Source organism: Halobacillus sp. SY10 (assembly GCF_045401165.1).
In the GTDB taxonomy this organism is placed as follows: Bacteria; Bacillota; Bacilli; order Bacillales; family Halobacillaceae; genus Halobacillus; species Halobacillus aidingensis.
The window spans coordinates 3,957,992-3,983,680 of sequence record NZ_CP174345.1 but is presented as its reverse complement, the minus strand read 5'-3'; the positions used below and the strand labels follow the sequence as shown (position 1 = coordinate 3,983,680).

The 25,689-nt window shown below is 44.9% G+C and carries 21 protein-coding genes and 1 riboswitch; of the genes, 16 read left to right on the top strand and 5 right to left on the bottom strand.

Going from position 1 to position 25,689, the window contains the following annotated elements:
* Positions 1 to 70 precede the first annotated feature (70 nt).
* The 11 genes from ACJA3J_RS20035 (at position 71) to ACJA3J_RS19985 (ending at position 11,727) form a co-directional block, all read left to right on the top strand.
* Positions 71 to 1,171: a M24 family metallopeptidase gene (locus ACJA3J_RS20035; protein ID WP_406946339.1), complete on the top strand. Its 1,101-nt coding sequence runs from the start codon at positions 71 to 73 to the stop codon at positions 1,169 to 1,171.
* Between the two features lie 239 nt (positions 1,172 to 1,410).
* On the top strand, positions 1,411 to 1,758 hold the full coding sequence (locus tag ACJA3J_RS20030; protein WP_089654394.1) for a flagellar basal body rod protein: 348 nt from the start codon (positions 1,411 to 1,413) through the stop codon (positions 1,756 to 1,758).
* A gap of 21 nt (positions 1,759 to 1,779) precedes the next feature.
* Positions 1,780 to 2,421: a PspA/IM30 family protein gene (locus tag ACJA3J_RS20025; RefSeq protein ID WP_089654395.1), complete on the top strand. Its 642-nt coding sequence runs from the start codon at positions 1,780 to 1,782 to the stop codon at positions 2,419 to 2,421.
* Between the two features lie 67 nt (positions 2,422 to 2,488).
* Positions 2,489 to 3,208 (top strand): cell wall-active antibiotics response protein LiaF, encoded by a 720-nt coding sequence (liaF, locus tag ACJA3J_RS20020; protein ID WP_089654396.1) that lies wholly within the window; start codon positions 2,489 to 2,491, stop codon positions 3,206 to 3,208.
* The gene (locus tag ACJA3J_RS20015) at positions 3,205 to 4,245 is read left to right on the top strand and encodes a sensor histidine kinase (protein WP_406945095.1); all 1,041 of its coding nucleotides are present in this window, start codon (positions 3,205 to 3,207) and stop codon (positions 4,243 to 4,245) included. Before liaF ends, ACJA3J_RS20015 begins: the two co-directional genes overlap by 4 nt.
* Positions 4,242 to 4,874 carry a response regulator transcription factor gene (locus ACJA3J_RS20010; protein WP_089654398.1) on the top strand — a complete coding sequence of 211 codons (633 nt, stop codon included), beginning with the start codon at positions 4,242 to 4,244 and terminating at the stop codon, positions 4,872 to 4,874. The genes ACJA3J_RS20015 and ACJA3J_RS20010 overlap by 4 nt, the downstream gene beginning before the upstream one ends.
* Positions 4,875 to 5,792: 918 nt before the next feature.
* The gene (gene rpiA, locus ACJA3J_RS20005; RefSeq protein WP_089654400.1) at positions 5,793 to 6,491 is read left to right on the top strand and encodes a ribose 5-phosphate isomerase A; all 699 of its coding nucleotides are present in this window, start codon (positions 5,793 to 5,795) and stop codon (positions 6,489 to 6,491) included.
* Between the two features lie 82 nt (positions 6,492 to 6,573).
* Entirely contained in the window at positions 6,574 to 8,100 is a 1,527-nt protein-coding gene (locus tag ACJA3J_RS20000) for an RQC-minor-2 family DNA-binding protein (protein ID WP_406945094.1), read from the top strand.
* A gap of 423 nt (positions 8,101 to 8,523) precedes the next feature.
* Positions 8,524 to 9,168 carry a DUF4166 domain-containing protein gene (locus ACJA3J_RS19995; protein WP_089654402.1) on the top strand — a complete coding sequence of 215 codons (645 nt, stop codon included), beginning with the start codon at positions 8,524 to 8,526 and terminating at the stop codon, positions 9,166 to 9,168.
* Between the two features lie 13 nt (positions 9,169 to 9,181).
* Positions 9,182 to 10,018 (top strand): tryptophan 2,3-dioxygenase, encoded by an 837-nt coding sequence (gene kynA / locus ACJA3J_RS19990; protein ID WP_089654403.1) that lies wholly within the window; start codon positions 9,182 to 9,184, stop codon positions 10,016 to 10,018.
* Positions 10,019 to 10,344: 326 nt separating this feature from the next.
* Positions 10,345 to 11,727 (top strand): polysaccharide deacetylase family protein, encoded by a 1,383-nt coding sequence (locus tag ACJA3J_RS19985; RefSeq protein WP_406945093.1) that lies wholly within the window; start codon positions 10,345 to 10,347, stop codon positions 11,725 to 11,727.
* Positions 11,728 to 11,770: 43 nt separating this feature from the next.
* Here the strand turns inward: ACJA3J_RS19985 and ACJA3J_RS19980 are convergent, their stop codons facing one another.
* On the bottom strand, positions 11,771 to 12,823 hold the full coding sequence (locus ACJA3J_RS19980) for a homoserine O-acetyltransferase (protein ID WP_089653751.1): 1,053 nt from the start codon (positions 12,821 to 12,823) through the stop codon (positions 11,771 to 11,773).
* Positions 12,824 to 12,846: 23 nt separating this feature from the next.
* Positions 12,847 to 14,541: an O-acetylhomoserine aminocarboxypropyltransferase/cysteine synthase family protein gene (locus ACJA3J_RS19975; protein WP_115895212.1), complete on the bottom strand. Its 1,695-nt coding sequence runs from the start codon at positions 14,539 to 14,541 to the stop codon at positions 12,847 to 12,849.
* Between the two features lie 109 nt (positions 14,542 to 14,650).
* A riboswitch (SAM riboswitch) is annotated at positions 14,651 to 14,761 on the bottom strand.
* A 135-nt stretch (positions 14,762 to 14,896) separates the two neighbouring features.
* Between ACJA3J_RS19975 and ACJA3J_RS19970 the strand changes: the two genes are divergently transcribed.
* From ACJA3J_RS19970 to ACJA3J_RS19960, 3 genes are all read left to right on the top strand, one after another.
* Positions 14,897 to 15,094, top strand: coding sequence for a DUF2188 domain-containing protein (locus tag ACJA3J_RS19970; RefSeq protein WP_089653746.1), 198 nt, complete (start codon positions 14,897 to 14,899; stop codon positions 15,092 to 15,094).
* Positions 15,095 to 15,786: 692 nt separating this feature from the next.
* The gene (locus ACJA3J_RS19965) at positions 15,787 to 17,007 is read left to right on the top strand and encodes an NAD(P)/FAD-dependent oxidoreductase (protein WP_406945092.1); all 1,221 of its coding nucleotides are present in this window, start codon (positions 15,787 to 15,789) and stop codon (positions 17,005 to 17,007) included.
* Between the two features lie 36 nt (positions 17,008 to 17,043).
* Entirely contained in the window at positions 17,044 to 17,499 is a 456-nt protein-coding gene (locus ACJA3J_RS19960) for a hypothetical protein (protein ID WP_115895210.1), read from the top strand.
* Between the two features lie 63 nt (positions 17,500 to 17,562).
* On the opposite strand, the gene ACJA3J_RS19955 is transcribed toward ACJA3J_RS19960, so the two are convergent.
* Entirely contained in the window at positions 17,563 to 18,408 is an 846-nt protein-coding gene (locus ACJA3J_RS19955; protein WP_115895209.1) for a TetR/AcrR family transcriptional regulator, read from the bottom strand.
* A gap of 115 nt (positions 18,409 to 18,523) precedes the next feature.
* Between ACJA3J_RS19955 and ACJA3J_RS19950 the strand changes: the two genes are divergently transcribed.
* Positions 18,524 to 21,691 carry an efflux RND transporter permease subunit gene (locus ACJA3J_RS19950; protein WP_406945091.1) on the top strand — a complete coding sequence of 1,056 codons (3,168 nt, stop codon included), beginning with the start codon at positions 18,524 to 18,526 and terminating at the stop codon, positions 21,689 to 21,691.
* A 128-nt stretch (positions 21,692 to 21,819) separates the two neighbouring features.
* Positions 21,820 to 22,785: an NAD(P)/FAD-dependent oxidoreductase gene (locus ACJA3J_RS19945; RefSeq protein ID WP_406945090.1), complete on the top strand. Its 966-nt coding sequence runs from the start codon at positions 21,820 to 21,822 to the stop codon at positions 22,783 to 22,785.
* Between the two features lie 258 nt (positions 22,786 to 23,043).
* On the opposite strand, the gene rarD is transcribed toward ACJA3J_RS19945, so the two are convergent.
* Positions 23,044 to 23,949, bottom strand: a complete 906-nt coding sequence (gene rarD / locus ACJA3J_RS19940; protein ID WP_115895208.1) for an EamA family transporter RarD — start codon at positions 23,947 to 23,949, stop codon at positions 23,044 to 23,046.
* 108 nt (positions 23,950 to 24,057) lie between these two features.
* Entirely contained in the window at positions 24,058 to 25,647 is a 1,590-nt protein-coding gene (locus tag ACJA3J_RS19935; RefSeq protein WP_406945089.1) for an FAD-dependent oxidoreductase, read from the bottom strand.
* Between the last annotated feature and the right edge of the window lie 42 nt (positions 25,648 to 25,689).

The window sequence follows — 25,689 nt, the reverse complement described above, 5'->3', positions numbered from 1 at the left end:
TTTTGTGTGATTTGGATTGCTTGAAAGATTGAGCTATGATGAAAAAAGAAGCGAAGAGGAGTGATGAATGTTGGAACATCGATTGGAACTATTTTCTCAATACTTAAAAGATACAAACGTTGATGCAGCGTTTATTAATTCAACAGAGAACTTTTTTTATTTGACGGGATTTCATACAGACCCACATGAAAGGTTGCTGGGATTGCTCGTTTTCCCTGAAGCGGATCCGATTGCTGTCCTGCCCGGGATGGAGAAAGGTCAAATCCGTGATGCTGGATGGACAAAGGAAGTGATTGGTTATGCCGATCACGAAAACCCATGGCAGATGATGGCGGACAAGATGAAAGAGAACGGAATTGCCAATGTGAAAACAGTAGGGATAGAAAAACAAGTCCTTTCTTATGGCAGAAGTGAATCGTTTTTCGAGCTCTTTGAAAATGTGAAAGTGGAAGACATCGAAGGACAATTGAACAACATGCGTGTTGTCAAAGACGATCACGAAATCGGCATTATGAAAGAAGCGGCTGAGCTTGCAGATTTCGGTGTGAGCGTAGGTGTTGAAGCCCTTGAAGAGGGAACCACCGAAATGGAAGTGCTCGCAAAGATTGAATATGAACTGAAGAAGAAAGGCGTTGCGGAAATGTCCTTTTCCACGATGGTCCTGTTCGGCGAAAAATCCGGTCAACCCCACGGGAACCCTGGGGACCGCCGCCTGAAGCCGGGGGATTTTGTCTTATTCGACCTTGGCGTCGTATGGAAAGGGTATACGTCCGATATTACCCGCACGTTTGCTTATCGTTCGGTGAGTGAGGAACAAAAGGCGATTTACAATAAAGTGAAGGAAGCCTTGGAAGCCTCGTTTGCAATCAGTAAGCCGGGAACACGAATCGGGGATCTTGACCAAGTCGCACGTGACGTCATCACAGATGCAGGTTACGGAGACAAGTTCCCACACCGCATCGGTCACGGTCTTGGAATCAACGTGCACGAATTCCCTTCCATGAGTCATTTGAATGATGGCGTCTTGAAGGAAGGCATGACGTACACGATCGAGCCTGGCATCTATGACCCGGAAGTCGGCGGCGTGCGTTTAGAAGACGATGTACTCGTTACGGAAGACGGGTATGTGACATTGACAAAAACACCGAAAGAACTGCGTATCATTGAATAAAAGAAAGGCCGCCTTAGTTAGGCGGCCTTTTTGTGTGTTGCGGTGGGGATTGTCCTCCTCTAATTAATGGTCAACTTCCTCGTTCTACTGCTTAATACCCTCTACCATTTGTTCTGTCTCCACATTTTCAAACCTACTATACGCCTCTGGTCTTAGTAGAAAATATATCTCTGGCTCATTACGACATGATTCTAATCTCGATATGATAAAAACAAGAAATCAGCAAGGAGGGAAAAACGATGAAGAAATTTTTACTGTTCCTGGCTGGATTAGTCGCTCTTACCGTATTGCTCGCCAATTTAGGACCGATGATCCTCCTGGGTGTAAGTGTCTGGCTGCTTTATGTCGTGTTCAAGCAGTTCATGAAAAGTGACTCCACGGCCGGAAAGATTGGCTGGGGCGTGGTTGGACTGATCATCCTCAGTATAGCCGTCTCAAATGTCTATGCAGTGATTGGTGTCGCCGCTGCTTTTGCGCTTTACTGGATCTATAAAAATTGGACAAGCAAAAGCGAAGAGGTACGTTCAACCAAATCCGATGATCCTTTTACCAACTTTGAACGTCAATGGGCAGAAATGAACAAATAAACTAAAGGAGAGATATACCGTATGGCTAATTTATTTACAAGGTTGAAAGATTCCATTACTGCAGATTTGCATGAGGCGTTGGATCAAAAAGAACAAAAAAATCCAATCGCGATGTTAAATCAGTATTTGCGTGAAAGTGAAAAAGAAACGGAGAAGGTAAGGAAGCTTGTAGAGCGTCAGTACCGGTTAAAAGATGAGTTTTCCCGTGAGTTCCAGAAAGCACAGGATATGGCGGACAAGCGCAGACGCCAGGCTGAAGTTGCCGAAAAAGCCGGGGAAACCACGATGTATGAATTCGCCGTCAAGGAGCAGCAGGAATATGAGGCAAGGGCCGATCGCCTTCAAGCGTCAAGAAGGGACAGCATCGAACAGCTGGAGACTCTTGAGCGCAAATATGAAGAAATGAAACACAAACTGAAGGACATGCATTTGAAACGGATGGAACTGATGGGGCGTGAAAACATTGCCCGTGCTCATCATCGTATGAATCGTGTGATTGAGGACACAGCGGACAAGCCTTACTCCAGATTTTCAGAAATCGACCGCTACATCGAGGACCTGGAGTACAAAGTGAACAGCGCGTATTACCACAATACGTTTGACAGTAAAATGGCCCAATTGGAAAAAGAAATGGAGAAACGGGAGGAAGTACCCGCTAAATAGAAAACATGGTATGATGAAGGCGCAGATTTCTGCGTCTTTATCGATTTAAGGGAGGAGGATGACCTTTATGCTTAAAAAGCTTTCGACCGATACGATCAACACGATTTTAATCATAGGGGTGATTCTCCTCGTTGTGGAAATCGTCTTCTTCAACGGGGGACTTGTATTTTCTGTCGTTTTCTCTGGAGTCCTTATATATATCGGATGGAAAAACTATCGTCCATTGTGGAGGAAAATCCTTTTCTGGATTGGTTTGATCAGTTTAATTTTCACCGTATTAAGTATGATTGCTGTTAGATTCCTTGTTATTGCATTGATTCTCATGTTCCTAAGAGATTACTTTAAATCAAGGGAAAAGCCGGAGCACATCCGACCTGAGATCATTGATCATCACCAGGAGATCCCTGATCAGGAACCATTGTTAAGGCAGAAGTTCTTTGGAGATGATGCTACACCGAAAACCTCTTATGAATGGAAGGATATCAACATTCATGGCGGTTTTGGGGACAGAATTGTCGATTTGAGCCAAACGGTTCTTCCTCACGATGAGGCCGTCATTTCCATACGCCAGTGGATTGGTAATCTGACCGTTTATGTCCCTTATGAAGTAGAGGTAAGTATTCATCATAGTGCTCTCATTGGCCGGGCTTCCATTTTTCAATATAAGAAGTCGAAAGTGTTCAACCAGGTCATCTCCTTTCAAACCGAAGGGTATCGAAAAGAAAAGCCACGCGTGAAAATCATAACGTCTATGGTTTCCGGTGAGCTTGAGGTGAAGCGCGTATGAACGTATGGCATAGACAATTGTTGTCCGGCACCCTTACTTTTTTCGGGTTCACCATTCTGTTGTTGACCATTACGTTCTATGCCTTTCCTTTCGGCTCGTGGGGAGAGCTTTGGGAAAGGGAGGTTTTTGATCTTCCTTATATTTTCTTTGCTTTGTTCATTTCTTTATCTTTCGGGTTTGTGGTCGGCGTCATCCAGGGATGGTTTTGGCGCAGGCAGCTCTTCACCATCGAACATCGCGTGTCTGAATTGACAAAGGGGAATGAGCTTGCGGAAGAAGAGGTTGCTTTGAAAGAGATGGAGCAGATCGACCTCGCCCTTAAACAACTGGAAGAAAAAATGACGAAACAAACAGAGCTTGCTCAACGTATGGTTACAGAAAGGGCAGAAGAACGCGAGAAGAGCCTGCAGGAAGTGGTGATTCAGGAAAGGAATCGTCTTGCAAGAGAACTTCATGATTCCGTCAGTCAGCAATTATTTGCAGCTTCCATGATGATGTCTGCCATTAATGAAACAGATCCGGATGATTGGCAGGCAACGAAAAAACAAATGCAGATGGTCGAACGAATGATTCACCAGTCTCAGCTTGAAATGAGAGCTTTGCTTCTTCATTTAAGACCGGTGGCCCTCAAGGATAAGTCTCTGTCGGAAGGAGCAGAAGAGCTGCTTTATGAACTCACACAAAAAGTACCCATGGAAATTGAATGGTCCGTGGAACCTTTAACCCTTGAAAAAGGCATCGAAGATCAGCTTTTCCGGATTCTTCAAGAATCGGTTTCAAACACCTTAAGGCATGCGAAAGCTCATTTATTGAATGTCATGCTGATTGAAAGGGATCAGAACGTCATCCTGCGTATCGTTGATGATGGCATCGGTTTTGATGTGGAAGAAGCGAAGACGAGTTCATATGGACTGCAAAACATGCAGGAACGAGCATTTGAACTCGGAGGTACATTAAAGATTGTAAGCGTGAAGGAACAGGGGACCCGGTTAGAAGTGAAAGTTCCTCATCGAATAAAAGGAGGCGAGGAAGAATGATTACCGTATTATTTGCTGATGATCATGAAATGGTGCGCATCGGCGTATCCGCATACTTATCTGCACAACCAGATATCGAGGTTATTGCGGAAGCGGACGATGGAAAAGCAGCCGTGGACCTTGCGTTGGAGCATCGTCCTGATATTATCTTGATGGACTTAGTCATGGACGAGATGGATGGCATTGAAGCGACGAAACGGATTACTGAACAATGGCCGGAAGCCAAAGTCATTATCGTCACGAGTTTTCTGGATGATGAAAAAGTGTACCCAGCACTTGAAGCGGGAGCGACGAGTTATATGCTCAAAACATCAAAAGCAGAGGAAATCGCCAAAGCCATTCGCTCTACATACGCAGGTCAGTCCATCCTAGAACCTGAAGTGACAGGCAAAATCATGACAAAAATGCGTACGCCAGGTGGAGCTGAACTTCACGACCAACTGACAGGAAGAGAAAAAGAAGTCCTTCTTTTAATGGCAGAAGGGAAAACCAACCAGGAAATCTCAGATCAATTGTTCATCGCCCTGAAAACTGTAAAGGTACACGTCAGCAATATCCTTGGAAAACTCCAAGTATCCGACCGTACCCAGGCCGTCATCTATGCCTTCAAACACGACTTAATCAAGTAAAACCTCGACCATGGAGCGGTCGAGGTTTTTTGAATATATATGGGGTAATGATTCAACATTAATTAAACGCTTGTTCAACAATATGGCAGGATTCTTGAAGACTCAGTTTCGAGACTTTTGTTGAGTGGATGGGGGCTGCGGGGAATAACTCGCTTTCCGCGGGAGCGCGTTGAGCCTCCTCGGACTTCCGTCCTGCGGGGTCTCACCCAGCACTCTCTTCCCGCAGGAGTATCGCCATTTCCCTCCGCCCTATGCCATGTAAGTGTCTCGAAACTTTTTCTGGAAACGCTGCTTGTGTACTCAAGCAAAATGGATAATATCATACTCTCTCCAGTAGTCATTCAAAGGCTCGAAAGTCTGATATAGAGCCCCTTATGCCTGCTTCTGAGTATGGTGTGAATACCACGCATCTTGGTATAGGGGTTCGTTTCTGCTCCACATCGAATGGGGTTGTTGGGAAGCTGCGAGACTCCCGCGGGAATGGATTGGCTGGCGAGATCCCGCAGAGCGAAGCTCGAGGAGGCTTGCCGTCATCCCCCGCAGGAAAGCGAGTAGCTTCCCAACCACCCCTGACGTACAACCCAAGCAACGAACCCCGGAACATCTCGAAACTGAGTCTTCAACTAAAGGGAGCTTTTATGGAGAATCATCGTAGTGTTTATTGATTGAATGTGACGAGTACGATGGCGGCGATGAGGATGAGATAGAAGATGAACAACTTCCAATACACTCGTTTCAATTCCATCCCCTTCTTTCTGCAGAACAATGGATTACCTTATATTTATGTGAAGACAGCGTTAAGAATGACAAAGTTTTGGCGTAGGAACGGGAATGGGCTCCTTCATCTGATACACTTTCTTTACCACCCATGCTTGTTTTCCAAGTCATTCGGGAATACCAAAGAAAGAGGTGATACCTGTGAAATGGAAGAATAATCTAGCCGATCAGCCGGTCTGGTCAGGGGAGATTTCAAATCGTGAACGAAAAGAAAAAGTCGCTCAACAAGTGAGCCGTTTTGTAAAGGATGGAGATGTCATCGGCATCGGCTCAGGGTCGACATCATTTCTTGCTCTCGAAAAGATTGCAGAAAGAGTAGCGGAGGAAAAGCTGGAGATATTGGCTATTCCTACTTCTAAAGAGGCAGAGATGAACTGTAGTTATTATGGACTGACAACGACTTCTCTCCTCAATCACCAACCGGATTGGGGATTTGATGGCGCGGACGAGGTGGACGGAGAGCATCGTCTCATTAAAGGAAGAGGAGGCGCTCTTTTTGCGGAGAAGCTCGTGATGGCAAGTGCTGCAAAAACGTATATTTTAGTTGATGGAAGCAAGCATGTTGAAAGACTCGGGGAGAAGTTTGCGGTTCCTTTAGAGGTGGATCCACGAGCGGTTCATCTTGTAGAAACATCCCTTCAAACTTTTGAGTGTGATCACATTCAGCTGCGCATGGCTGCAGCGAAGGATGGCCCGGTTTTGACAGAAGCTGGCAACATGCTCATGGACGTAAGGTTCGCTCATATACACGATACGTTGGAAAAAGAGTTGAGCGCGATTCCAGGTGTCATAGAAACGGGGCTCTTCATTGGGTATTCCGTGGAAATTTTAACAGTATGACGCCCATTTTACTTATATTTATTGGTACATCGTAATACTTTTTCTATAATAGTAGTAAATCCTTATTCAAAGGGGAATCATTATGGGACTGCCAAACAGGATTGCTTACCAGGATCAACGATACCCGTATGTAGTACTTGCACCGATCGGAAAGAAGAACAAACAAATCCGGTCGATTGGACATAAATTTGAACGGGGGTTACTATCCAGGCTTAACGACGCAATCGTGGACCAAATCAATGACAAAGCTCTTGATGTTGCGAAAATTCGCCCCTACCTAGGGTTGTCAGGAAAAGCTGTCCTAACAGTTTCTTTTGAAAAAGAAGAGACGATCCATCCACATTTGTTGCGCCCAGAATTGTTTTTATGGAGGTCCTTGTCGGAAGAACATGGACTACCATTAAAAGAAGAATTTTTATACAGTACAGATTTCACTCAACTCTCCTCGGAACAACTTTATGAACACGTAGGGGAAGTACTTGAGGACTATCTTTTTTTATCCCATATAAGTGAACACGACCGCAAGGATTGGATTGATAAAATATCAGCTGCTTTCCACAATCACCCGATCGTACGATTGTTCCATGAAAAAAGGGACGTCATTGATGCGGTTGAAGTCATGAATCAATCCGCTCTTATATCGGTTCTTAATTACCCGGAGGATGTGGCCTATTGGCGTCACAGAGTCAGCATCGTTATGCGTCCTTTCCGCACTTTACCAGCCGATTGGTTGGAAGGAAGGGAAGGGTGCTGTTCACATAGGAAATCGCTCACCTTTCTTTCAAAGGAGCGATGCATCTGTTGTTCTTGTGAAAGGTGTGATTATTCCCTGCTTTATTATATTGATGATGATAGAGTTGCTCTTGAAGAGGAATTCGATGTGGAGCGAGCAACGAAGCGAGTCATGACCATTGAGAAACAGTTCAATGAGATCGCTGCACAAAACCAGCGTCTTCTGGAACAACTGATTCAGTTAAATGGTTTGAAAAAACAGTTGACCGTCGCCAGAAAAACGCTCGATGAAAGTTTAGATGTTGTCAAACAGATTGAACGTTATCAGCGTAAAGCAGAAGATATGAAATCACATCCCCTGCTCTATATGTATGACAAATTAAATCGGAGCCAGATCCCAGAGCGTACGTCTGAATCTGAGCTGTTATGGCTTTCCGGAATAGTACTCGACGACGTAAGAATGTTGAAAGAACTACGGGATTGGCAGAAGATTGTTCCTGAAAATGTATATCCAATGACAAGCCATGTCTTAGAAGAGTTGAAAAATAAGCTGACTGAAGTTCGTTATGAAGAGAATGATGTCATCATTACTGTCAAAGGAAGATCACTGACGTATGCAGAAACTCAACAAGTGCTTGACTTGATCTATTATTATGGAACAGATTATCCGGCCCATACCTTAGTACAAGTGCTTGCAGGAAAAGCGACCAACAAACTTAGGCAGCTCCATTTGCACGAAACACGGTGGTTCGGCATCCTTTCAAGTTGGCCTGAAAAACATATTCAAAAACTTTTCAACCAGCTCGAAAAACAAGGATGGCTTATGAAACAACAAAAAGGCTACTCTATCAGTGACTACGCAGAAGAAGTCATGTGATTGTGTTATATGAGAGTGATTCGACGGAGACACATAAGCAAAGTCGTGAGTTGGTAGTCTTTACTGCATCTCGGGGCGGCTAATGTCACCAAGGACTGCCTCCAGGCACAACATAAGACGAAATGAGGCAAACGTTTTTGTAGACCTTCGTTATTCCACAAATACAAGCATAAAGACCTGCTGAAAGGCAGGTCTTATTTCATTGCATGTTTAATGGAAAGCGGTTACTTATGCTATAATGCCATTACATACATCAAAGAAAATAGGTTTCTAAATAAAACCATATTCTGATCTGAATCATTTCATACCTGCTTTGTTAACCCTGTTTAAATATGGAACATTACATAAATGGCACGGGGCAGATAATTTAAAACCATCCAAAAAGAAACACGGATGGAAACCTGTTTTGGGAGGAGTTTTTCCATGAAGTCGATTTTTCATCGAGCACTAGGTGAGCAATTCCACAATCTTCATCCAGAGCTACAAAAGAAGTATGGATTGACGAGCAAACAAAATCTAATGATCCTTGGTCAAGGGAGAATGACTGAAATCAGAGGGACACATCCTTTGCTGCGCCCTTTTCTTCAAGTGGGAACAAAAGATCATCTTGTGTTTGCAGAAAGAGGAAAAGATGTCCCCTTCACTCTTGAGAATTATATCTATGTAGATGAAAAAGGACGGGAGACGATTAGTTGGATTCGGAGGTTTTTCTTTCCTTACTCTATTCGAGGTTTTGATGCAGCGATGCGATTTGATGAAGAGAAAGGTTGTATCGTTGATGATTTAGGAAAGACAGGCCTCATACAAACCGAGCTGGAGACCCATGTCACAGCAGAAGGTGGACTATATATGGAGTCGAAAGCAATGCATGTGGATGGCCTCATGTCTATGGCCAATCCGACGACCAGTGTGTACGAACATTATGATGAAGAGGAAGAGGCTTTTCGTGTCCATGTGCACGCAGAGCACCCTGTTTTAGGAACGCTTCTTATGTATGAGGGGACGGTTCATACGGAATTTTTACCGATGACTTTTACCAACATTCCTGAACGCGGCGTGTTGGATTGAAGGAGGGACACCAGTGACAAATCATAAAAATGATGGCAGCGAGAACATCCATACTGATTTTTCCAGCCGGATGACCTATGGTGAATATTTGAACTTGGATGAACTGCTTTCTGCGCAAAATCGTCTGTCACCTCATCATGATGAGATGCTTTTTATTATCATTCATCAAGTCAGTGAATTATGGATGAAGCTGACTTTACACGAACTTCATGCAGCTATAGAAGCAATTAGAAAAGATCAAATGCAGGCGGCTTTTAAGATGCTGGCACGAGTATCGAGCATTCAAAAACAGATTATTCAAGCGTGGGATGTCTTATCAACATTGACCCCGTCAGAATATATGGAGTTCCGTGATCACCTCGGACAGGCTTCCGGCTTCCAATCCTATCAGTACAGAATGATTGAATTTGCACTGGGGTATAAAACCCCTCACGTGTTAAAGATCTACGAAAAAGACCCTGAGTTGCATCATCGACTTGAAGAGGCATATCGTGCACCAAGCCTTTACGATGCTGCCATCGAAAAGCTATCCGACTCCGGTTTTCCGATTTCAAAAAAACTGTTGGACCGTGATTACACGCAGCTGTATGAAAAAGACTCCAGCGTAGAAGCTGCCTGGACGAACGTCTATAAAGATGTGGAACAATATTGGGACTTGTACCAATTAGGGGAGAAGCTTGTTGACATTGAAGACAGTCTCCAGCAATGGCGTTTCCGTCACATGAAAACAGTCGAGCGAATCATCGGTCATAAAAAAGGCACAGGCGGTTCCTCAGGTGTCGGCTACTTAAAGAAAGTCCTCGATCACCGCTTCTTTCCCGAACTATGGGACGTCCGAACCAATATCTAGAACTTTCCTTATTGGAGAGTTCTTTTTTTATTCCGCTATATGAAAGGATTTTTGAAGACTCAGTTTCGAGACTTTTGTTGAGTGGATGGGGGCTGCGGGGAATGGTTCGCTTTCCGCGGAAGCGCGGTGAGCCCCAACCACCCCTGACGCTCAACATAGGCAGCGAACCCGGTTATCTCGAAACTGAGTCTTCCACAATCGGGAGCATTTAGGAAGAAGGGAATTGTTTGAATTAACTTAATTTACTGAATATATCGAAGTAATTAAGTCATTGTTACATTTATGTTACAATAGATTGTGTGACTATGAGATAAAGAGGGAAAAGCATGAGACAACCAATTATATATACCATTTTGTTTGTTTTGTTGACGGCGTCCGGCTGTTCTTTCATTGCGAATGCTAATGAAGAGTCGGGAGAGAAGATGGGTAATCAGGCGATGTATGACGTAAGTATAGAAACAGATATCAGTGAATTTGAAGAGTATCACATGACCGCCCATTATCCCCAAACACCGAATAACCAAATTGACCAAACCATTATAGATTATGTGAATCAGCAGAAAGCTTTGTTTAAACAAGAAAGCTATAAAAGTAAACAAAAAAATGATGGAAGCCAGGCGCATGAATTGCACATTGATTTTGAAGTCATTCATCAAAATCAACGTTTTTTTGTTGTGAGGTTTATAGAAACGATCGACCTTGGTGAAGGCGGAGTCATGACTAAACAAACCGTCTTGAATTTCGATAAAAAGAATGGAAAAGCTTTGTCGCTGGAAGAATTATTCAAGGAAGACATCTATTATGTCGATCGTCTTCACGATTGGACGAAAGAGAAATTGATCGATGCAGGTGAAGAAAACGCGAAGCTTCTGGATAAGCTTGAGGCTAAACCTGCATTTTACGAAGATGTCGCTTTGACGGGGGAAGGGGTCCTTGTTTTTATAAATGATCCTGCAAGTGAGGAACCACTCCGTGTGATGATTGAGAAGGATAAAGTATCCAAACTTCTTCGTTCAGATTATGCAGATGCCTTTAAAGAGGCCGCTGAAGTAGGAGCTAAGCCAACTTCAGAGAATCAGGGAAGCGATAATAAATATCAGGACTTTTCTTTAGAGAACCATTTACATGGGGAAGGGAAAGAAGTGGCTTTAACCTTCGATGATGGCCCTCATCCGGAAGTGACCAGAAAAATCCTTGATGTACTGGATAAGTATGAAGCAAAAGCCTCTTTCTTCATGATCGGAAAACGGGTAGGTTACTATCCTGAAGTGGCTCGTGAAGTGAGTGAACGCGGGCACGAAATTGGAAACCATACGTGGAATCACCCCCGATTGGGACGCTTGTCAGATGAGCAGATCAATCAGCAGATCTCATCGACTCAAACAATTCTGGAACAAGTAACCGGACAGAGGGTGGATTTACTGCGATTGCCTTTTGGAAACCTGCCTTCTGCCAACTATCAAGAAGAAGGCAATGTTGTTCCGTGGACCATCTATTCTGAGAAGTGGGAAGATCAAAAACCGGAAGCGGTTGCTGAGGATATTCTTTCAGAAGTAGAAGAAGATTCCATTATTTTGCTTCATGATCTTCAACTGTCTACAGTGGAAACCGTAGATCTCTTACTGGAAAAACTGTACGCTAAAGGGTATGAAGTCGTTCCTGTCGGTCATTTAATCGATAAACAAGAAAACCGTTCCGTTTTAAACTAAAAACGGAACGGTTTTTATTTTGATTATACACGTGGAGGAACAATTAGTTTAATTGTTCTTCCACCCATTTGCCCCAACGTTCAAACTCTACGAGAAATCCATCATGCCCATAGTCGGTGGGTATATGGTGATGCTTCCCTTTTTTACAGAAGGTAGAGAATGGTTGGATCAAGGCTTCTGGATAAAGGAGATCGTGTTCAAAACTGAAAGTGTGAACCTCTGCTTTGTATTGCTTCGCTGCTTGGGCCCATCCGTTTCTTCCTCGTCCGATGTCATGGTTGTTCATCGCCTCAAGAAGGTAAAGATAGCTGTTGGCATCAAAGCGTTCTTTGATCTTATCCCCCTGGTAATCCAAATAAGATTGAATCTCATAAGAGGTATCGGCATGATAGGAACGGTCGAACCTTTTTTCAAATAAGGTACTGCTGCGGTACGTGACCATCCCGGTCATCCGGGCGATTTCAAACCCCTTTAGATCTTCATTTGAATGATAGTCCCCATTATGGAAATGAGGATCACTCTTTATGGCTCGAGCACCGATATGATTAAAAGCGATGCCATAATCACTTAAATAAGGGGTAGCTGCGAGAATGAATAATTTTTTCATGAAATCAGGGTAAAGAAGTCCCCATTCGTACGTCTGCATACCTCCAAGTGATCCGCCTGCTATAGCGTGGACATGAGTGATGCCTAAGCGATATAAAGCTTCATACTGAGCGTGGACCATATCCCGAATGGTAACTTTGGGAAAGGTTTGACGGTATGGTTTGCCGGTGTCTGGATTAATGCTCGCAGGCCCTGTAGATCCGTGACATCCACCCAAAACATTAAAGGTGATCACTTGATAGCGATTGGTGTCGATCGGACAATCTTCACCAATCAAACCGGCCCACCAGCCACGTTCTTCCCTTGAACCGACGGCGAGCTGGTTGCCCGTTAATGCGTGACATACGAGGATGACGGGAGCATTTGTCGGCCCGTATCTTTCGTAGGCAAGCTCGACATGCGAAAGCTTTTCACCAGACTCGCAGGTGAAAGTTCCAATCGATATCGTTTGATTGGTTCTTGGGTGACTGGTGGGGTTTTTTAATGACATGCTTTTCATTCTCCTTTCTTTCACTAGACCGATACGAGGGAAGTAGAAAAATCTTTCCCTGACCGGATATTTACAACAGCGTCATAGAGGCTTACCCCTGATATGATGGCTGCATCTTCGTGAGTGATTGGTTTTCGTGACCAGAGTAGTGTCGGTTTTACTTCTTTCGTTATGTTCAAGACATCCTCATTCGCTTCCTCAACATAGACAATATCCCAGTGGACATTCGTTACTTTTTGAAGGTCCTCAAAGTGAGAGAAGGCAACGACTTCAAATCCCAACCTTTCCAACTTGTTCTGCTCCGCAAGAAGAGCACTTGTTCCAACAATTCCGATTACCCTTTTTCTTAATTCCCCGTTCGAACGATCCAGGGAGGATGATAAAACCGGCTCTGCCACATGCTTACTTTTACCGTAGGATCTCCTATATCCAGTGGCATGGAAAATGGCGTTGTCCAGGTCCTGAATCAAGTCTTCTACAGACTCTAACCCGACAGACAAACGGACAAGTTCTTCTGTTACACCAGATTTACTCAAGTTTTCGTCGCTTAATTGCTGGTGAGTCGTAGAGGCCGGATGGATGATTAAAGATTTGGCATCCCCTACATTGGCTACATGCGACCAGATAGTGCTCTGATCAATCAGCTTACGCCCTGCTTCGCGTCCTCCTTTAATCCCGAAGACAACGATCGACCCATGGCCGTAGTGGAAATATTTTTCGGCTAGAGAATAAGTGGGGTGATCTTTCAATCCTGGATAATTCACCCATTCGACACCTTCGTGATGGTTTAAATATTCGGCGATTTCTAAAGCTTGATCCGCATGTGTTTTCGCTCGCAAGTGTAAAGTCTCCAGTCCTTGCAAAAGTAAGAAAGCGTTTTGCGGGCTGAGACATGCGCCAATGTCCCGAAGCAGCTGTACGCGCAGTTTTATGGCGAAAGCGGCCGGACCCACATCGACCCCGAAGCGTATGCCGTTATAGCTTTCATCAGGCTCTGTGAACCCTGGGAATTTTTCATGATTCCAGTCAAAACGTCCACTATCAACAACAACACCTCCAATGGCCGTGCCGTGTCCACCAATCCATTTAGTAGCAGAGTGGACAACGATGTCTGCTCCCCAGTCGATCGGTCTGCACACATACGGGGTGGCGAATGTGTTATCGATAATGAAAGGGATGTGATGATCATGCGCGACATCTGCGATCGCTTCAATGTCCAGTACATTCAAACTCGGATTCCCAATGGTTTCGGCAAAGATTGCTTTTGTATGAGGAGTAATCGCCTTGGCGAATGATTCGGGGTCATCTCCTTCTACAAAATGTACATTGATTCCATAGCGGGGGAGGGTGTGGACAAACAAATTGTATGTCCCTCCATAAAGGTTCGTAGAAGTAACAATGTCATCCCCGGCTTTAGCGACATTCAGAATGGCCATCGTGATGGCAGACATGCCTGATGCTGTCGCCACCGCCGCGGCACCGTCCTCAAGAAGAGCGATTCGTTGTTCGAATACATCCACGGTCGGGTTTCCGATTCGTGAATAAATGTTGCCGGGTTCCGCAAGTGAGAAAAGGTTTTGAGCATGCTCTGTATCATTGAAAACATACGATGTCGTCTGATAAATCGGTACAGCACGAGAACCTGTAGCGGGATCAGGTTCTTGACCGCCGTGAAGCAAATTCGTTTCAGGACCGAACGTATGGAATGGTAAACTCATGGAAAAATTCCTCCTCTGATTTTTTCCTAGGGCATCCACTTTATAGAAGAGGGAAATCGAAAAGCCCTCTTCTGTAAGTAAGAAGAGGGCTTTATGTATCTCATACCTCCCCTTATCTTTCAGATCATGTGACCTGTAGGATGTAGCACCTTTTCAAGGTTTTGCCTTGAAGGTTGCCGGGCGTCGTAGGGCCTAGTCCCTCTGCCGCTCTCGATAAGAGTTGTTTTTATTAAATTTTTCTGACTTGTTTGAAATTATAAAGCCGTCCTTTCTCATTGTCAAACAATTTCGATACGTTTGAACCCTCCTTGCTGTGGGAATGGTTAATTAAGTCTATGAGATAGGAGTGAAGTTCATGAAACAATATAGTGTCGTACCTAATAAAGATGTAACCGGTTGGTTTGTAAAAATCGAGGATGTCGCTCCGACAGACCTTTATGATGAGCGTGATACCGCTGTTGCCAAAGCAGAGGAAATCGCAAAAGAAAACAAACCGAGCAAACTTCAAATCTTGGATCAAAACCATGAAGTTGAAGAAGAACGCACCTACTAATTAAAACTCCCCATCGCGGGAGTTTTTTTATGTACATAGAATGATTAGTTATTAAAGGAAATGGCAGGATTGTGTAAGACTCAGTTTCGAGATAACCGGGGTTCGTTACAAAGTTGAGCGTCAGGGGTGGTTGGGAAGCTACTCGCTTTCCTGCGGGGATGACGGCAAGCCTCCTCGAGCTAAAGCTCTGCGGGGTCTCGCCAGTCAATCCATTCCCGCGGGAGTCTCGCAGCTTCCCAACCACCCCCTTCGATAAGTGTGAAAAACGAACCCACTTTGCGCAGGATGAGTGTCTTCCATCATCCCAGTTCTGGATTGATAAAGCGCTCTGTAGCAGCCTTCCATGGAAAGTGTACACTCTTTAGAATCTACACGCTACTATTGGAAGCTCCGCTATTTGTTGAAGTGGTTTCGAGATCCTTATATGGCAAAGGGGCGGAGGGGAATGGCGAGACTCCTGCGGGAAAAAAGTGCATGGTGAGACCCCACAGGACGCAGTCCGAGGAGGCTCACCGCGCTCCCGCGGAAAGCGAGCTATTCCCCTCCGCCCCCATCCACTTAACAAAAGTCTCGAAACTGAGTCTTCAACTAAAGGGAGCTTATCTACAAGAAACCCAATGTAGCTGCCTCTAGAGTTTTCATAGTCATCCAGTTATGATGGAGGTAAACGATACATAGAGGTGTGTGCAATCATGAATCATCATTATGATGTCATCATCGTCGGTGCACGTGTGGCCGGCGCGAGTTTAGCTATTTTACTAGGAGAGATGGGGAAGAAGGTCCTCCTTGTCGATAAAGCCAGTTTTCCGAGTGATACATTGTCCACTCACTTTATGTCCCATACAGGATTTTTAGAAAAATTAGGCGTGCTTGAGAAACTCGAAGATTCGGGTTTGAGAAAAGTAACGAGGATGCGGACCTATATTGGAAGCAGTTTCGTAGAAGGGCCGAGGACCTCTTATACCATCATTCCAAGGAGAGACAAGCTCGACTCGATGCTGATTGAACGAGCGCTCACATTCCCATCCGTCCATTTCAAACCCGAAACGGCGGCACGAGAATTGATATGGGAAGAGGGAAAGGCCGTTGGCATCAGTCTAATAGAAAAAGGGAACCTCCATGATGCCTATGCTGAATTGATCGTTGGGGCAGATGGGAAAAACTCAAACCTTGCTCACTGGACAGGGTCAGAAAAATATGAAGAAACGAAGCCTTTGCGCCCGGTCGTCTACGGATATTTTGAGGGGATAGAGCCTCTACCGGAACCTGCCACAGAGATCTTTCTTCATGAAGGTCGAATCGGCTTTGTTTTTCCAATGGAGCCCAATCGAGACTGCCTGGGCATAGAAATCCATCCAGAAGAATTCAAAACGATGATGAAAAACCCGGAAGAATCGTTTAAACAAACGTTTGATCAAATGTACGGAATGAAAGAAAGAATGAAAGGTGCCAGACTTCAAGGGAAAATGATTGGAACACCAGGCATGCCGAATTTTTTTCGAACGGCCTATGGAGATGGCTGGGCATTAATTGGCGACGCTGGTCACAGCAAAGACCCGAGTACAGGTTTAGGAATCAATGATGCTTTTATGCAGTCATTTTTACTGGCCGATGCATGCTTGAAAATAGATGAAGGAATCTCGAAAGAAGAGGCGATGAAAGAATTCGCAAGGAAAAGGGATGAACAGCTTCTACCAGGTTTCCAAATGACACTTCATTATGTTCAGTCCCTCAGAAAATGGACAGATAATGAAGTGGCCCTGTTTCAATCAATGGCCGCAAATCCAATGGTATGGAACAAACTCGTCCCGAATTTGTCCCGTCATTTAGAAAACGATGCTGCTGATTTTCCTCTTCTTCATACAGCGATGCAAATGGAAGCAGAACAGTTCGGTTTTAAAAAGGAATCCTAGCAAGAAAAGTCGAATGTAGGTAATGAGGTGATCAAGGTGGAATGGACAAAAGAAACCGCATTTGCAAAATTGCAGGAAATTTATAATGATAAAGTCATGCAGGACGAAAAACGGAGAGTTTTCCAACAAGTGCACAACCATTTGCAACAACATCTCGATGATCTTGCGGTCCAATCGGGGTTGAAGGAAAAAGCGCAGGAACAGCTGAAATTCTTTAAGGAATATACGTTTATGCCTGGAGACAACTTGTTTCAGTCGATGCGCTACGTGTTCCTAATTGCTCGGGGTGAAAAGGAAAGAGATCCAGAAGAGACAAGGCAGCACTTGAACCGCATCTACCGTTCGCTTTACCAGCCGGCAGGGCTGAAAAACCCTTATATTCCTGATTCCTTTTGGGAAACCCCGCTTGGTGTCGCTTGTTTAGTTGCAGAAGAAGGTGTAGAAGCTGTCTATCCAATTCTCGATGAAGTATTAGAAGCAGAGCGCGTATAACAAAAAAGCTCAGGCAATGCCTGAGCTTTTTTGTTATAACTATAGGATTGTAAAAAAACTTCTTTATAACTGGTAGAACTTTTTGATGCTAGTGATAGCTTCGGTGAAACGCGAGGACCCTTCGAGGTTTGCGATCATTCCCTTTAGAATGGCAGAGCGAGGCTGATCCCTTTTCATTTCTTCCGTCAGGACATGCACGGTGTCTTTAATCTCCTGGTCCCCTTCATTGGCTAGTTCTTCTAAGTTTGATAGTAGTTGCTCTTTTTCTTCTCCATAGAGGTTAGTAGGTAAGAGCTGACGCATGGTTCCTCCAGTTATGACTGGTTGGTCACCGCTCTTTTCGAAACCTTCCACAATGTAGTCTGTTCTACGTAACATGGCTTCCGACAGGGCCTCAAGGTCCAAATCAGCCCCCTCGATAATGATGAGATCCATATACCCTTTGAACATTCCCTGCAGAATCAAACTAACCTCCCATACGGTTTCATTCACCCGCTTTTGATAGATATTTTGCAGATGGCTTTTGTAGAAAAGATAGGAGTTCACCCGCATTTGAGTGAGGAATTGTTCAATATTTTCATTGAAGGGAATGGCCTGCTCCCGGATTTGCATAATGATGAATTCACGGTGATCGGCCAGTTCTTCGAATGTGACCTGCAATTGTTTCTTAAACTTCGTACGGTCATCAGCATCGAGTTTTTGAATCTCGTCAATGCGCGTCTGGATTCGCTGATAATAATAATTGAATATGTCGAGAAGCAAAGCATCTTTCGATTTGAAATGGAGGTAAAAAGCTCCTTTGGATATTCCACATGCACTTGCGATTTCTTGGACGGAAGTAGAGCTGAATCCTTTTTTCGCAAACAGCTTGATGGACTGTTCGATAATATATATTGATTTTTGTTCCATGGTTGTCGCTCCTTCAAACTTGGAGAAGTTGATGTTTTCTCTTGACCTCTGACCAGTTGGTCATTTATATTTTATAGTGTTATGACTAACTGGTCAATAAAGGGGAGAGTTGAGTATGAAACGAATCATCGATTTTTCGATGAATAACAAATTTGCGATTTGGCTTATGACAATTCTCATTACCGCTGCAGGATTATATGCAGGATTGAATATGAAGCTTGAAACGATACCGGATATCGAGCCACCGATCATTACGGTGACAACAACCTATCCAGGGGCTACACCAGAAGAGGTGGCTGATCAAATATCAGAACCACTTGAAAAGCAAGTGAGCAATTTGAGTGGAGTGAAAACGGTCAGTTCTTCCTCTTTTCAAAATGCTTCTTCGCTTCAGTTGGAATATAGCTTTGATAAAAGTTTAGACGAAGCAGAGGATGAATTGCAAGAAGCTGTCGATCAGGTGACTTTGCCGGAAGGAGCAGAAGATCCTTCCGTATCACGTCTGAACTTCAATGCCTTTCCTGTCGTGAGTTTAAGTGCGATCAATGGAGATGGATCTCTTGAACAATTGACGAAGACAGTAGAAGAAGAGATTGTGCCGTCTCTTGAAGGGCTTGAAGGTGTCGCGGATGTGCAAGTTTCCGGACAGCAGCTTGAAGAAGTCCGAATTGATTTGGATGAGAAAGCATTGAATGAACGTAGTCTGGATCAAGATACCATTACAAGTTTCATTCAAGGGTCTGATGTTTCCTTCCCGTTAGGTTTGTACACGTTTGACGATACTCAAAAATCTGTCGTCATCGATGGAAATCTTACAAGTGTGGAAGAATTGAGAGAATTGCAGATCCCTGCCATTCCTTCTGCGGGAGGGACTGCTTCCGGTCAGCAAATGCCTTCACAAGGGGCAGGTCAAGTTCCTTCAGAAGCGCAGCAAGGAGGCCAGGGGCAGGGAGCAGCGACTGGCGACATGCCGGCCATGGATGGCATCCCGACCGTTACCTTAGGTGAAATTGCTGATGTGGAGGTCGTTGGAGAAGCTGAATCTATCTCCCGTACGAATGGGGAAGATTCCATTTCCTTGCAGATTGTCAAATCTCAAGAAGCGAATACGGTTGATGTCGTAAACCTTGTAAAAGCAGAAACAGAATCTTTCCAGGAAGAACTGGATGGAGTGGAGTTCGTGTACTCCTTCGACCAGGGCGAGCCGATTGAAGAGTCTGTCAGTACGATGCTTAATAAAGCATTGTTTGGTGGAATATTCGCCATCCTCGTCATCTTGTTGTTCTTACGCAACATCAAGACGACACTGATCTCAGTCATTTCCATTCCGCTATCCTTACTGATTGCCATTCTATTCTTGAACTGGATGGATATCACGTTGAATATCATGACCCTTGGAGCCATGACGGTTGCGATTGGACGTGTGGTGGATGACTCCATTGTTGTTGTCGAGAATATATACAGGCGGATGTCGTTATCGGAGGAGAAGTTAAAAGGAAAAGCACTGATTCGCGAATCGACGAAAGAAATGTTCATGCCGATCCTTTCTTCGACGCTTGTAACGATCGCTGTGTTCCTACCGCTGGGTCTTGTTGAAGGTACAGTCGGTCAAATATTCTTACCGTTTGCACTTACCGTTGTTTTCGCCTTGTTAGCATCTCTACTTGTGGCTGTTACCATTGTTCCGATGCTGTCACATTCTCTATTAAAAGAGTCGAAAATAAAGGGACGTACACATGAAGAAGGGGCAGGGAAACTCGCTCTCTTTTATAAAAAGGTCCTAAACAGCACGCTGAACCATAAAATCATTTCAAGCATCATTGCTGTCTTGGTTCTTGTCGGAAGTATCGCTCTTCTTCCACTTGTGGGAACAAGTTTTCTTCCTGAACAAGAACAGAAGATGGTCGTTGCAACCTTCAGCCCGGAACCGGGGCAGACGTCAGAAGACGTGGAAAGAATTGCTGAAGATGCACAGCAATTCTTTATGGACCGTGATGGAGCGGAGACAGTTCAATATTCAGTCGGTGGCGAAAACCCGATGAACCCTGGGGCTTCCAACCAGGCAATGTTCTACGTGGAATATGCCGATGATACCGAAGAATTTTCGGAAGAAACGCAACGCGTCATAGACAGCCTGAATGAACAAACGGAAAATGGCGAATGGATGAGTCAGGACTTCTCTGGCGCAGGATCAAGCAGTGGTCTTGAACTGCGTGTGTACGGAGATAATACAGAAGAAATCAAACCAGTCGTTACCGAAGTTGAAGAACTTCTGGCAGATGAAGGGAAGTTGAGAAACGTCGATTCCAGCCTTTCCGAATCCTACGAGGAATACACGCTCGTCGCTGACCATGAACGTTTAAGTGAATTAGGACTTACAGCCGCACAAATCGGTATGGAGCTCGGGCAGAACCGTCAGGAACCCGTGGTTACGACCATTGAACGGGATGGAGAGGAACTGAATGTCTATCTGGAAGTAGAGAAAGAAGACATTACTGGAATTGAAGACTTAACAGAGAAAGAAATTACTTCCCCAATGGGTCAGACAGTCACAATTAGTGAACTTGTCGAAGTCGAAGAGGGAACAACAGCTGATACGATTACACGGAGGAATGGACGTGTGTATGCAAGTGTCAGCGCAGAGATAACGGTTGATGATGTAGGTGCTGTCTCACAAGAAGTCAATGAAAAAGTACAGAAGATTGACACGCCGTCCGGTGTTGAAATTACTCAAGGCGGGGTAGCTGAAGATATCAATGAGTCCTTCTCCCAATTAGGTTTAGCTATGCTCGCGGCGATCGCGATCGTGTACTTGATTCTTGTTGTCTTCTTTGGCGGAGGACTGGCGCCATTAGCAATTCTATTCTCTTTACCGTTTACCATTATCGGAGCGGTTCTTGGACTATTGATCAGTGGAGAAACGCTTAGTATTTCAGCCATGATCGGTGCATTGATGCTGATCGGAATTGTTGTAACCAATGCGATCGTTCTTATTGACCGTGTCATTTATAGAGAAAAAGAAGGCTTCTCTACACGTGAAGCGTTACTCGATGCAGGGATGACAAGACTCCGTCCAATCTTGATGACAGCCCTGGCCACAATCGGAGCCCTGCTTCCACTAGCGCTTGGATTTGAAGGAGGTTCGATTATCAGTAAAGGTCTTGGAGTTACGGTGATCGGAGGGTTAGCGAGTTCCACACTCCTAACACTACTCATCGTACCGCTTGCGTACGAAACATTAATGAAGTTCCGTAGACAGAAAAAGACACAAACTCCGAAATAGATTTTGGTAGAATAAGAACATCCTCACATGACGAGGATGTTCTTTTTTTATACATTAGTAGAAAGTTCATCGTTTTTAATTATATGGCAGTGGGAATGGACTATAAATCGTTTAATGGAGGGGTTCGAATGGAACATTATGAAATTACGATCGTAGGTGCTGGACTGGCTGGCATCACAGCAGCACGAAGATTAAAGAAGCAAGGAAGAAGCAATCTATTGTTAACAGATAAAAGTAAAAGTGTTGGTGGACGATTGGCAACGAGAAGAGTAGCAGATGGACGAGCCGACCACGGGGCGCAATTCTTCACCGTAAGAACAGGTGAATTAGAAGAAGAGGTGCAGGATTGGCTCGATCAAGGATGGATTAAACAATGGTTTGGAGAGAAATACCCTCGCTACACCGCTGTTCAGGGCATGAACGGCCTTGCGAAGCAGTTAGCCTTAGATCTTCCTACCTCCCTACATACGAAAGTAGTCAAACTGCTTGAAGTAGAGGGAGGATACCGTATGTATAGTGAAGACGGGAAGGAATGGCAGTCAGATAAAGTACTTCTGACGATGCCGGCCCCTCAAATCATTGAACTATTGAAAAATAGTGAGGTGGAGGTTGATGAAGAAGAACTGAAGCAACTCAGGAACATTTATTTCGAACCGACGTATGTGGGCATTTTCCAATTTAGAGAAGAAACGGAATTGCCGGACGGTGGCCATGTAGATGTTGGTCTGCCTGAAGGGATGGAACGGATGGTTGATCATCGGAAAAAAGGGATATCAGGTGATACGATTGTGAGCGTCTATATGGAAGCGGACTGGTCACGTAAACATTATGGGGAAGATTATGTGATGTCTTTAATTAAAGAAAAAGCAGCAGGGTATTTGAACTGGAAGCAGCTGGAGTCCGAACAGTTGAAACGTTGGAGATATGCCCAGGCCAAAAAAGTGATGCGGCAGCCTTATGTTGATCTTTCAGGAGATGGACGTCTTGTAGTCGCCGGGGATGCGTTCTTGCGACTGAATGATGAAGCAGGGCGCACGCGCTTTGAAAGTGCTTATCTGTCAGGGAAAGATGCGGCAGCCTACTTGAGTTGGTGAGCTTACTTTAGGCGTTTTGCATAAAAAAGCGAAAGGTCATCCGTTTCGAGGATGACCTTTCGCGCCAAAGGAGCCCCGGATCGCGCCAAAGGAGCCCCGGATCGCGCCAAAGGAGCCCCGGATCGCGCCAAAGGAGCCCCGGATCGCGCCAAAGGAGCCCCGGATCGCGCCAAAGGAGCCCCGGATCGCGCCAAAGGAGCCCCGGATCAAACGAGAAAAAGGTTGGGCGGAATGTGTATGCATACCACCCAACCTTTTTTAACTTGCTTTCGCTTCGTATTTTTTCAGTCTTTTCATTCTCGTGACGGTATAAACTGCAAGTCCTGCCCATATAAGGGTGAAGGATACAGCGTGAACATCCGTAAATGGTTCATCATATAGGAAGATGCCTATGATCAGCATGATGGTGGGTGCGAAATACTGAAGGAATCCTACCATCGATAATGGAATTCTTTTGGCCCCTGCCGAAAATAGAAGGAGAGGAATCGCTGTGACGATGCCGGCTCCGAAAACGATGGCCGTCGTCCATGACCAAAAGTCGATCGTAGACCATTGGCCTGTCTGCTGTTGAAAAAGAAAGACCAGTGCAACCGGCGTGACAATCAGCGTTTCAATCGTCAAACCGAACATGGCATTCAAAGGGACGAGCTTTTTCAAAAGGCCGTACGATCCAAAACTGAAGGCAAGCAGCAAAGCAAGCCACGGGACGGAACCGAAGTTGACCGTCATATAGATCACTCCGAGTGCGGCTAGTAAGAAGGCGAGCCATTGGGCTTTTGAAAATTTTTCTTTTAACACGATCATTCCAAGCAAAATACTGACCAGCGGATTGATGTAATAACCGAGACTTGCTTCAACGACATGGTCGGTGTTGACCGCAAGAATGTACGTGACCCAGTTAATGCTGATCGTGATGGAGGCAAGGGTGATGCCGACCAACTGTTTTTTATTTTTTATGATTTGGCGGCATTCTCGCATGAATTCTTTCTGTTTCCTTGCAATCATGATTACAATTCCCATGAAGAGGAAGGACCAGACGATGCGGTGAGCTAGGATTTCGAAAGCGGGAATCTCTTGAATCATCTTCCAGTAAATGGGGAGCACACCCCACAATATGTAAGCTCCGGCCGTATAGAAAATGCCGAGTTTTTCTTCATTGATCATGGTTAGGACCCTTTCGTATGTCAGGATATTTGTTCATCCGCTTTATTATATCACCGTTCGAAAGGGGAAGCTTGAAAAATGCATGGCCCAAATTACGGGCCATGCATGTTAAGGTTGTTCACCGTGTTCTTCCTCGTTGCTTTCTCCTAATGGAGCATGCATATCCTGGGTTCCTTCCAATGCAATCTTCATCAGAGGCTTGTCAGCAGGTCCTTCGACAACCGCTCCGTCATAGGAAAAGCGGGAGCCGTGACATGGACAATCCCACGTATGTTCACCACTATTCCATTCGACTTCACACCCCATATGTGTACAGGTCGTGTCCAGTACATGAAGTTTGCCTTCATCATCTCTGTACGCACCGGCTCTTTCTCCACGCCACTGGACGACCATCCCTTCTCCTTTTTTGAGTGAATTCGGACGATCGGCTACGAGTTCCAGTTTCCCTTCGGCCAGATGTACAGCGACATCGAAGTTCTGGGATAAGAATTGTTTCATGCTTGGATCTGACTTGAAGCGTGTAGGTTTGAATAGTTCGTGAAAAAGAGATTCCTCACCAAGGACGTAATCACAAATCAGCTTAGCTGCGAGTGTACCGTTCGTCATCCCCCATTTTCGGAAGCCTGTAGCGATGAATACGCGGTCATTGTTCCGTGTGATCGGTCCGATATAAGGGACTTTATCAAGTGTCGTGAGATCCTGCGCCGACCATTGGAACAGTTTTTCTTTAATGCCAAACGTCTCGGCAGCGAATTCCTCCAAGGCGTTGTAATGGAAGGACGTGTCGACCCCTTGCCCTGTCTTATGGCTTTCTCCACCAATTAGCAGCACAGGTTTTCCATTGTAGTCAGCCGTGCGGATGGAGCGTTTCGGCTCATCGATCGATAAATACATCCCCTCAGGCACTTCTTTCTCGGGCTCAATAGCAAGGAGATAGGAGCGCTCGGCATACATGCGGCTGAAATAGAACCCTTTTCCATCGTAAAAAGGGAAGTGGCTGCATGAAACCAACTTCTCACAGGCAAGCGTATGCCCCTCTCCTGTTTGGACCTCGATGCGGTCCTTTTCTTTCACATCTGTCGCTTTTGTATGTTCAAAAATTTCCCCGCCCAGTGTAACGAATTCATCAAGGAGTGCAGATAAGTATTTGATGGGGTGGAAGCGGGCCTGGTTCTTCATGCTGAGCGCCTTGGTAGCTTCCATATCAAAAGGGAGTGCGTCAATCATGCCACCTGGAATGCCCAACTTTTGATAGGACTCATACTCATTTTCCAGTTTATGTGCGCCTTTTTTTGTAGTAGCGAAGAGATAAGCATCCTCTTTCACCCAGTTACAATCAATCTGATATTTATCAATCCATTCTTCCATGGATTGCATGGCACTCATTTGGGCCTGATAATAGAGCGAAGCTTCTTCTTCACCAAAGTGTTTCAACAATTCGTGGTAGATCAACCCGTGTTGAGCGGTTACTTTTGCTGTCGTATGACCTGTCGTACCATTCAACAACTCGTCCGCTTCGATCAGGGTTACCTTTTTTCCTGCTCTTGCTAGAAGGTAAGCGGTCGTAATCCCGGTGATCCCGCCACCTACGACAGCCACCTCTGTCGTTGTATCCTCTTTCATAGCTTCAAAAGTAGGCAATGACATATTCTCACGCCATAATGGTTCTGGTTGAGTCCATTTCTCGTGTTGTTCCATGACTTTCCCTCCTGAGTGACTCGTTTCTCTCAGTCTTTCCCT

Coding starts and splice junctions, on each gene's coding strand:
- ACJA3J_RS20030 (WP_089654394.1), top strand. CDS start 1,411: ATGAAGAAATTTTTACTGTTCCTGGCTGGATTAGTCGCTCTTACCGTA.
- ACJA3J_RS19995 (WP_089654402.1), top strand. CDS start 8,524: ATGAAGTCGATTTTTCATCGAGCACTAGGTGAGCAATTCCACAATCTT.
- ACJA3J_RS19950 (WP_406945091.1), top strand. CDS start 18,524: ATGAAACGAATCATCGATTTTTCGATGAATAACAAATTTGCGATTTGG.
- ACJA3J_RS19970 (WP_089653746.1), top strand. CDS start 14,897: ATGAAACAATATAGTGTCGTACCTAATAAAGATGTAACCGGTTGGTTT.
- ACJA3J_RS20025 (WP_089654395.1), top strand. CDS start 1,780: ATGGCTAATTTATTTACAAGGTTGAAAGATTCCATTACTGCAGATTTG.
- ACJA3J_RS19980 (WP_089653751.1), bottom strand. CDS start 12,823: ATGTCATTAAAAAACCCCACCAGTCACCCAAGAACCAATCAAACGATA.
- liaF (WP_089654396.1), top strand. CDS start 2,489: ATGCTTAAAAAGCTTTCGACCGATACGATCAACACGATTTTAATCATA.
- ACJA3J_RS19955 (WP_115895209.1), bottom strand. CDS start 18,408: ATGGAACAAAAATCAATATATATTATCGAACAGTCCATCAAGCTGTTT.
- ACJA3J_RS20000 (WP_406945094.1), top strand. CDS start 6,574: ATGGGACTGCCAAACAGGATTGCTTACCAGGATCAACGATACCCGTAT.
- ACJA3J_RS20015 (WP_406945095.1), top strand. CDS start 3,205: ATGAACGTATGGCATAGACAATTGTTGTCCGGCACCCTTACTTTTTTC.
- ACJA3J_RS19975 (WP_115895212.1), bottom strand. CDS start 14,541: ATGAGTTTACCATTCCATACGTTCGGTCCTGAAACGAATTTGCTTCAC.
- ACJA3J_RS19945 (WP_406945090.1), top strand. CDS start 21,820: ATGGAACATTATGAAATTACGATCGTAGGTGCTGGACTGGCTGGCATC.
- rarD (WP_115895208.1), bottom strand. CDS start 23,949: ATGATCAATGAAGAAAAACTCGGCATTTTCTATACGGCCGGAGCTTAC.
- ACJA3J_RS19935 (WP_406945089.1), bottom strand. CDS start 25,647: ATGGAACAACACGAGAAATGGACTCAACCAGAACCATTATGGCGTGAG.
- ACJA3J_RS20010 (WP_089654398.1), top strand. CDS start 4,242: ATGATTACCGTATTATTTGCTGATGATCATGAAATGGTGCGCATCGGC.
- ACJA3J_RS19985 (WP_406945093.1), top strand. CDS start 10,345: ATGAGACAACCAATTATATATACCATTTTGTTTGTTTTGTTGACGGCG.
- ACJA3J_RS19965 (WP_406945092.1), top strand. CDS start 15,787: ATGAATCATCATTATGATGTCATCATCGTCGGTGCACGTGTGGCCGGC.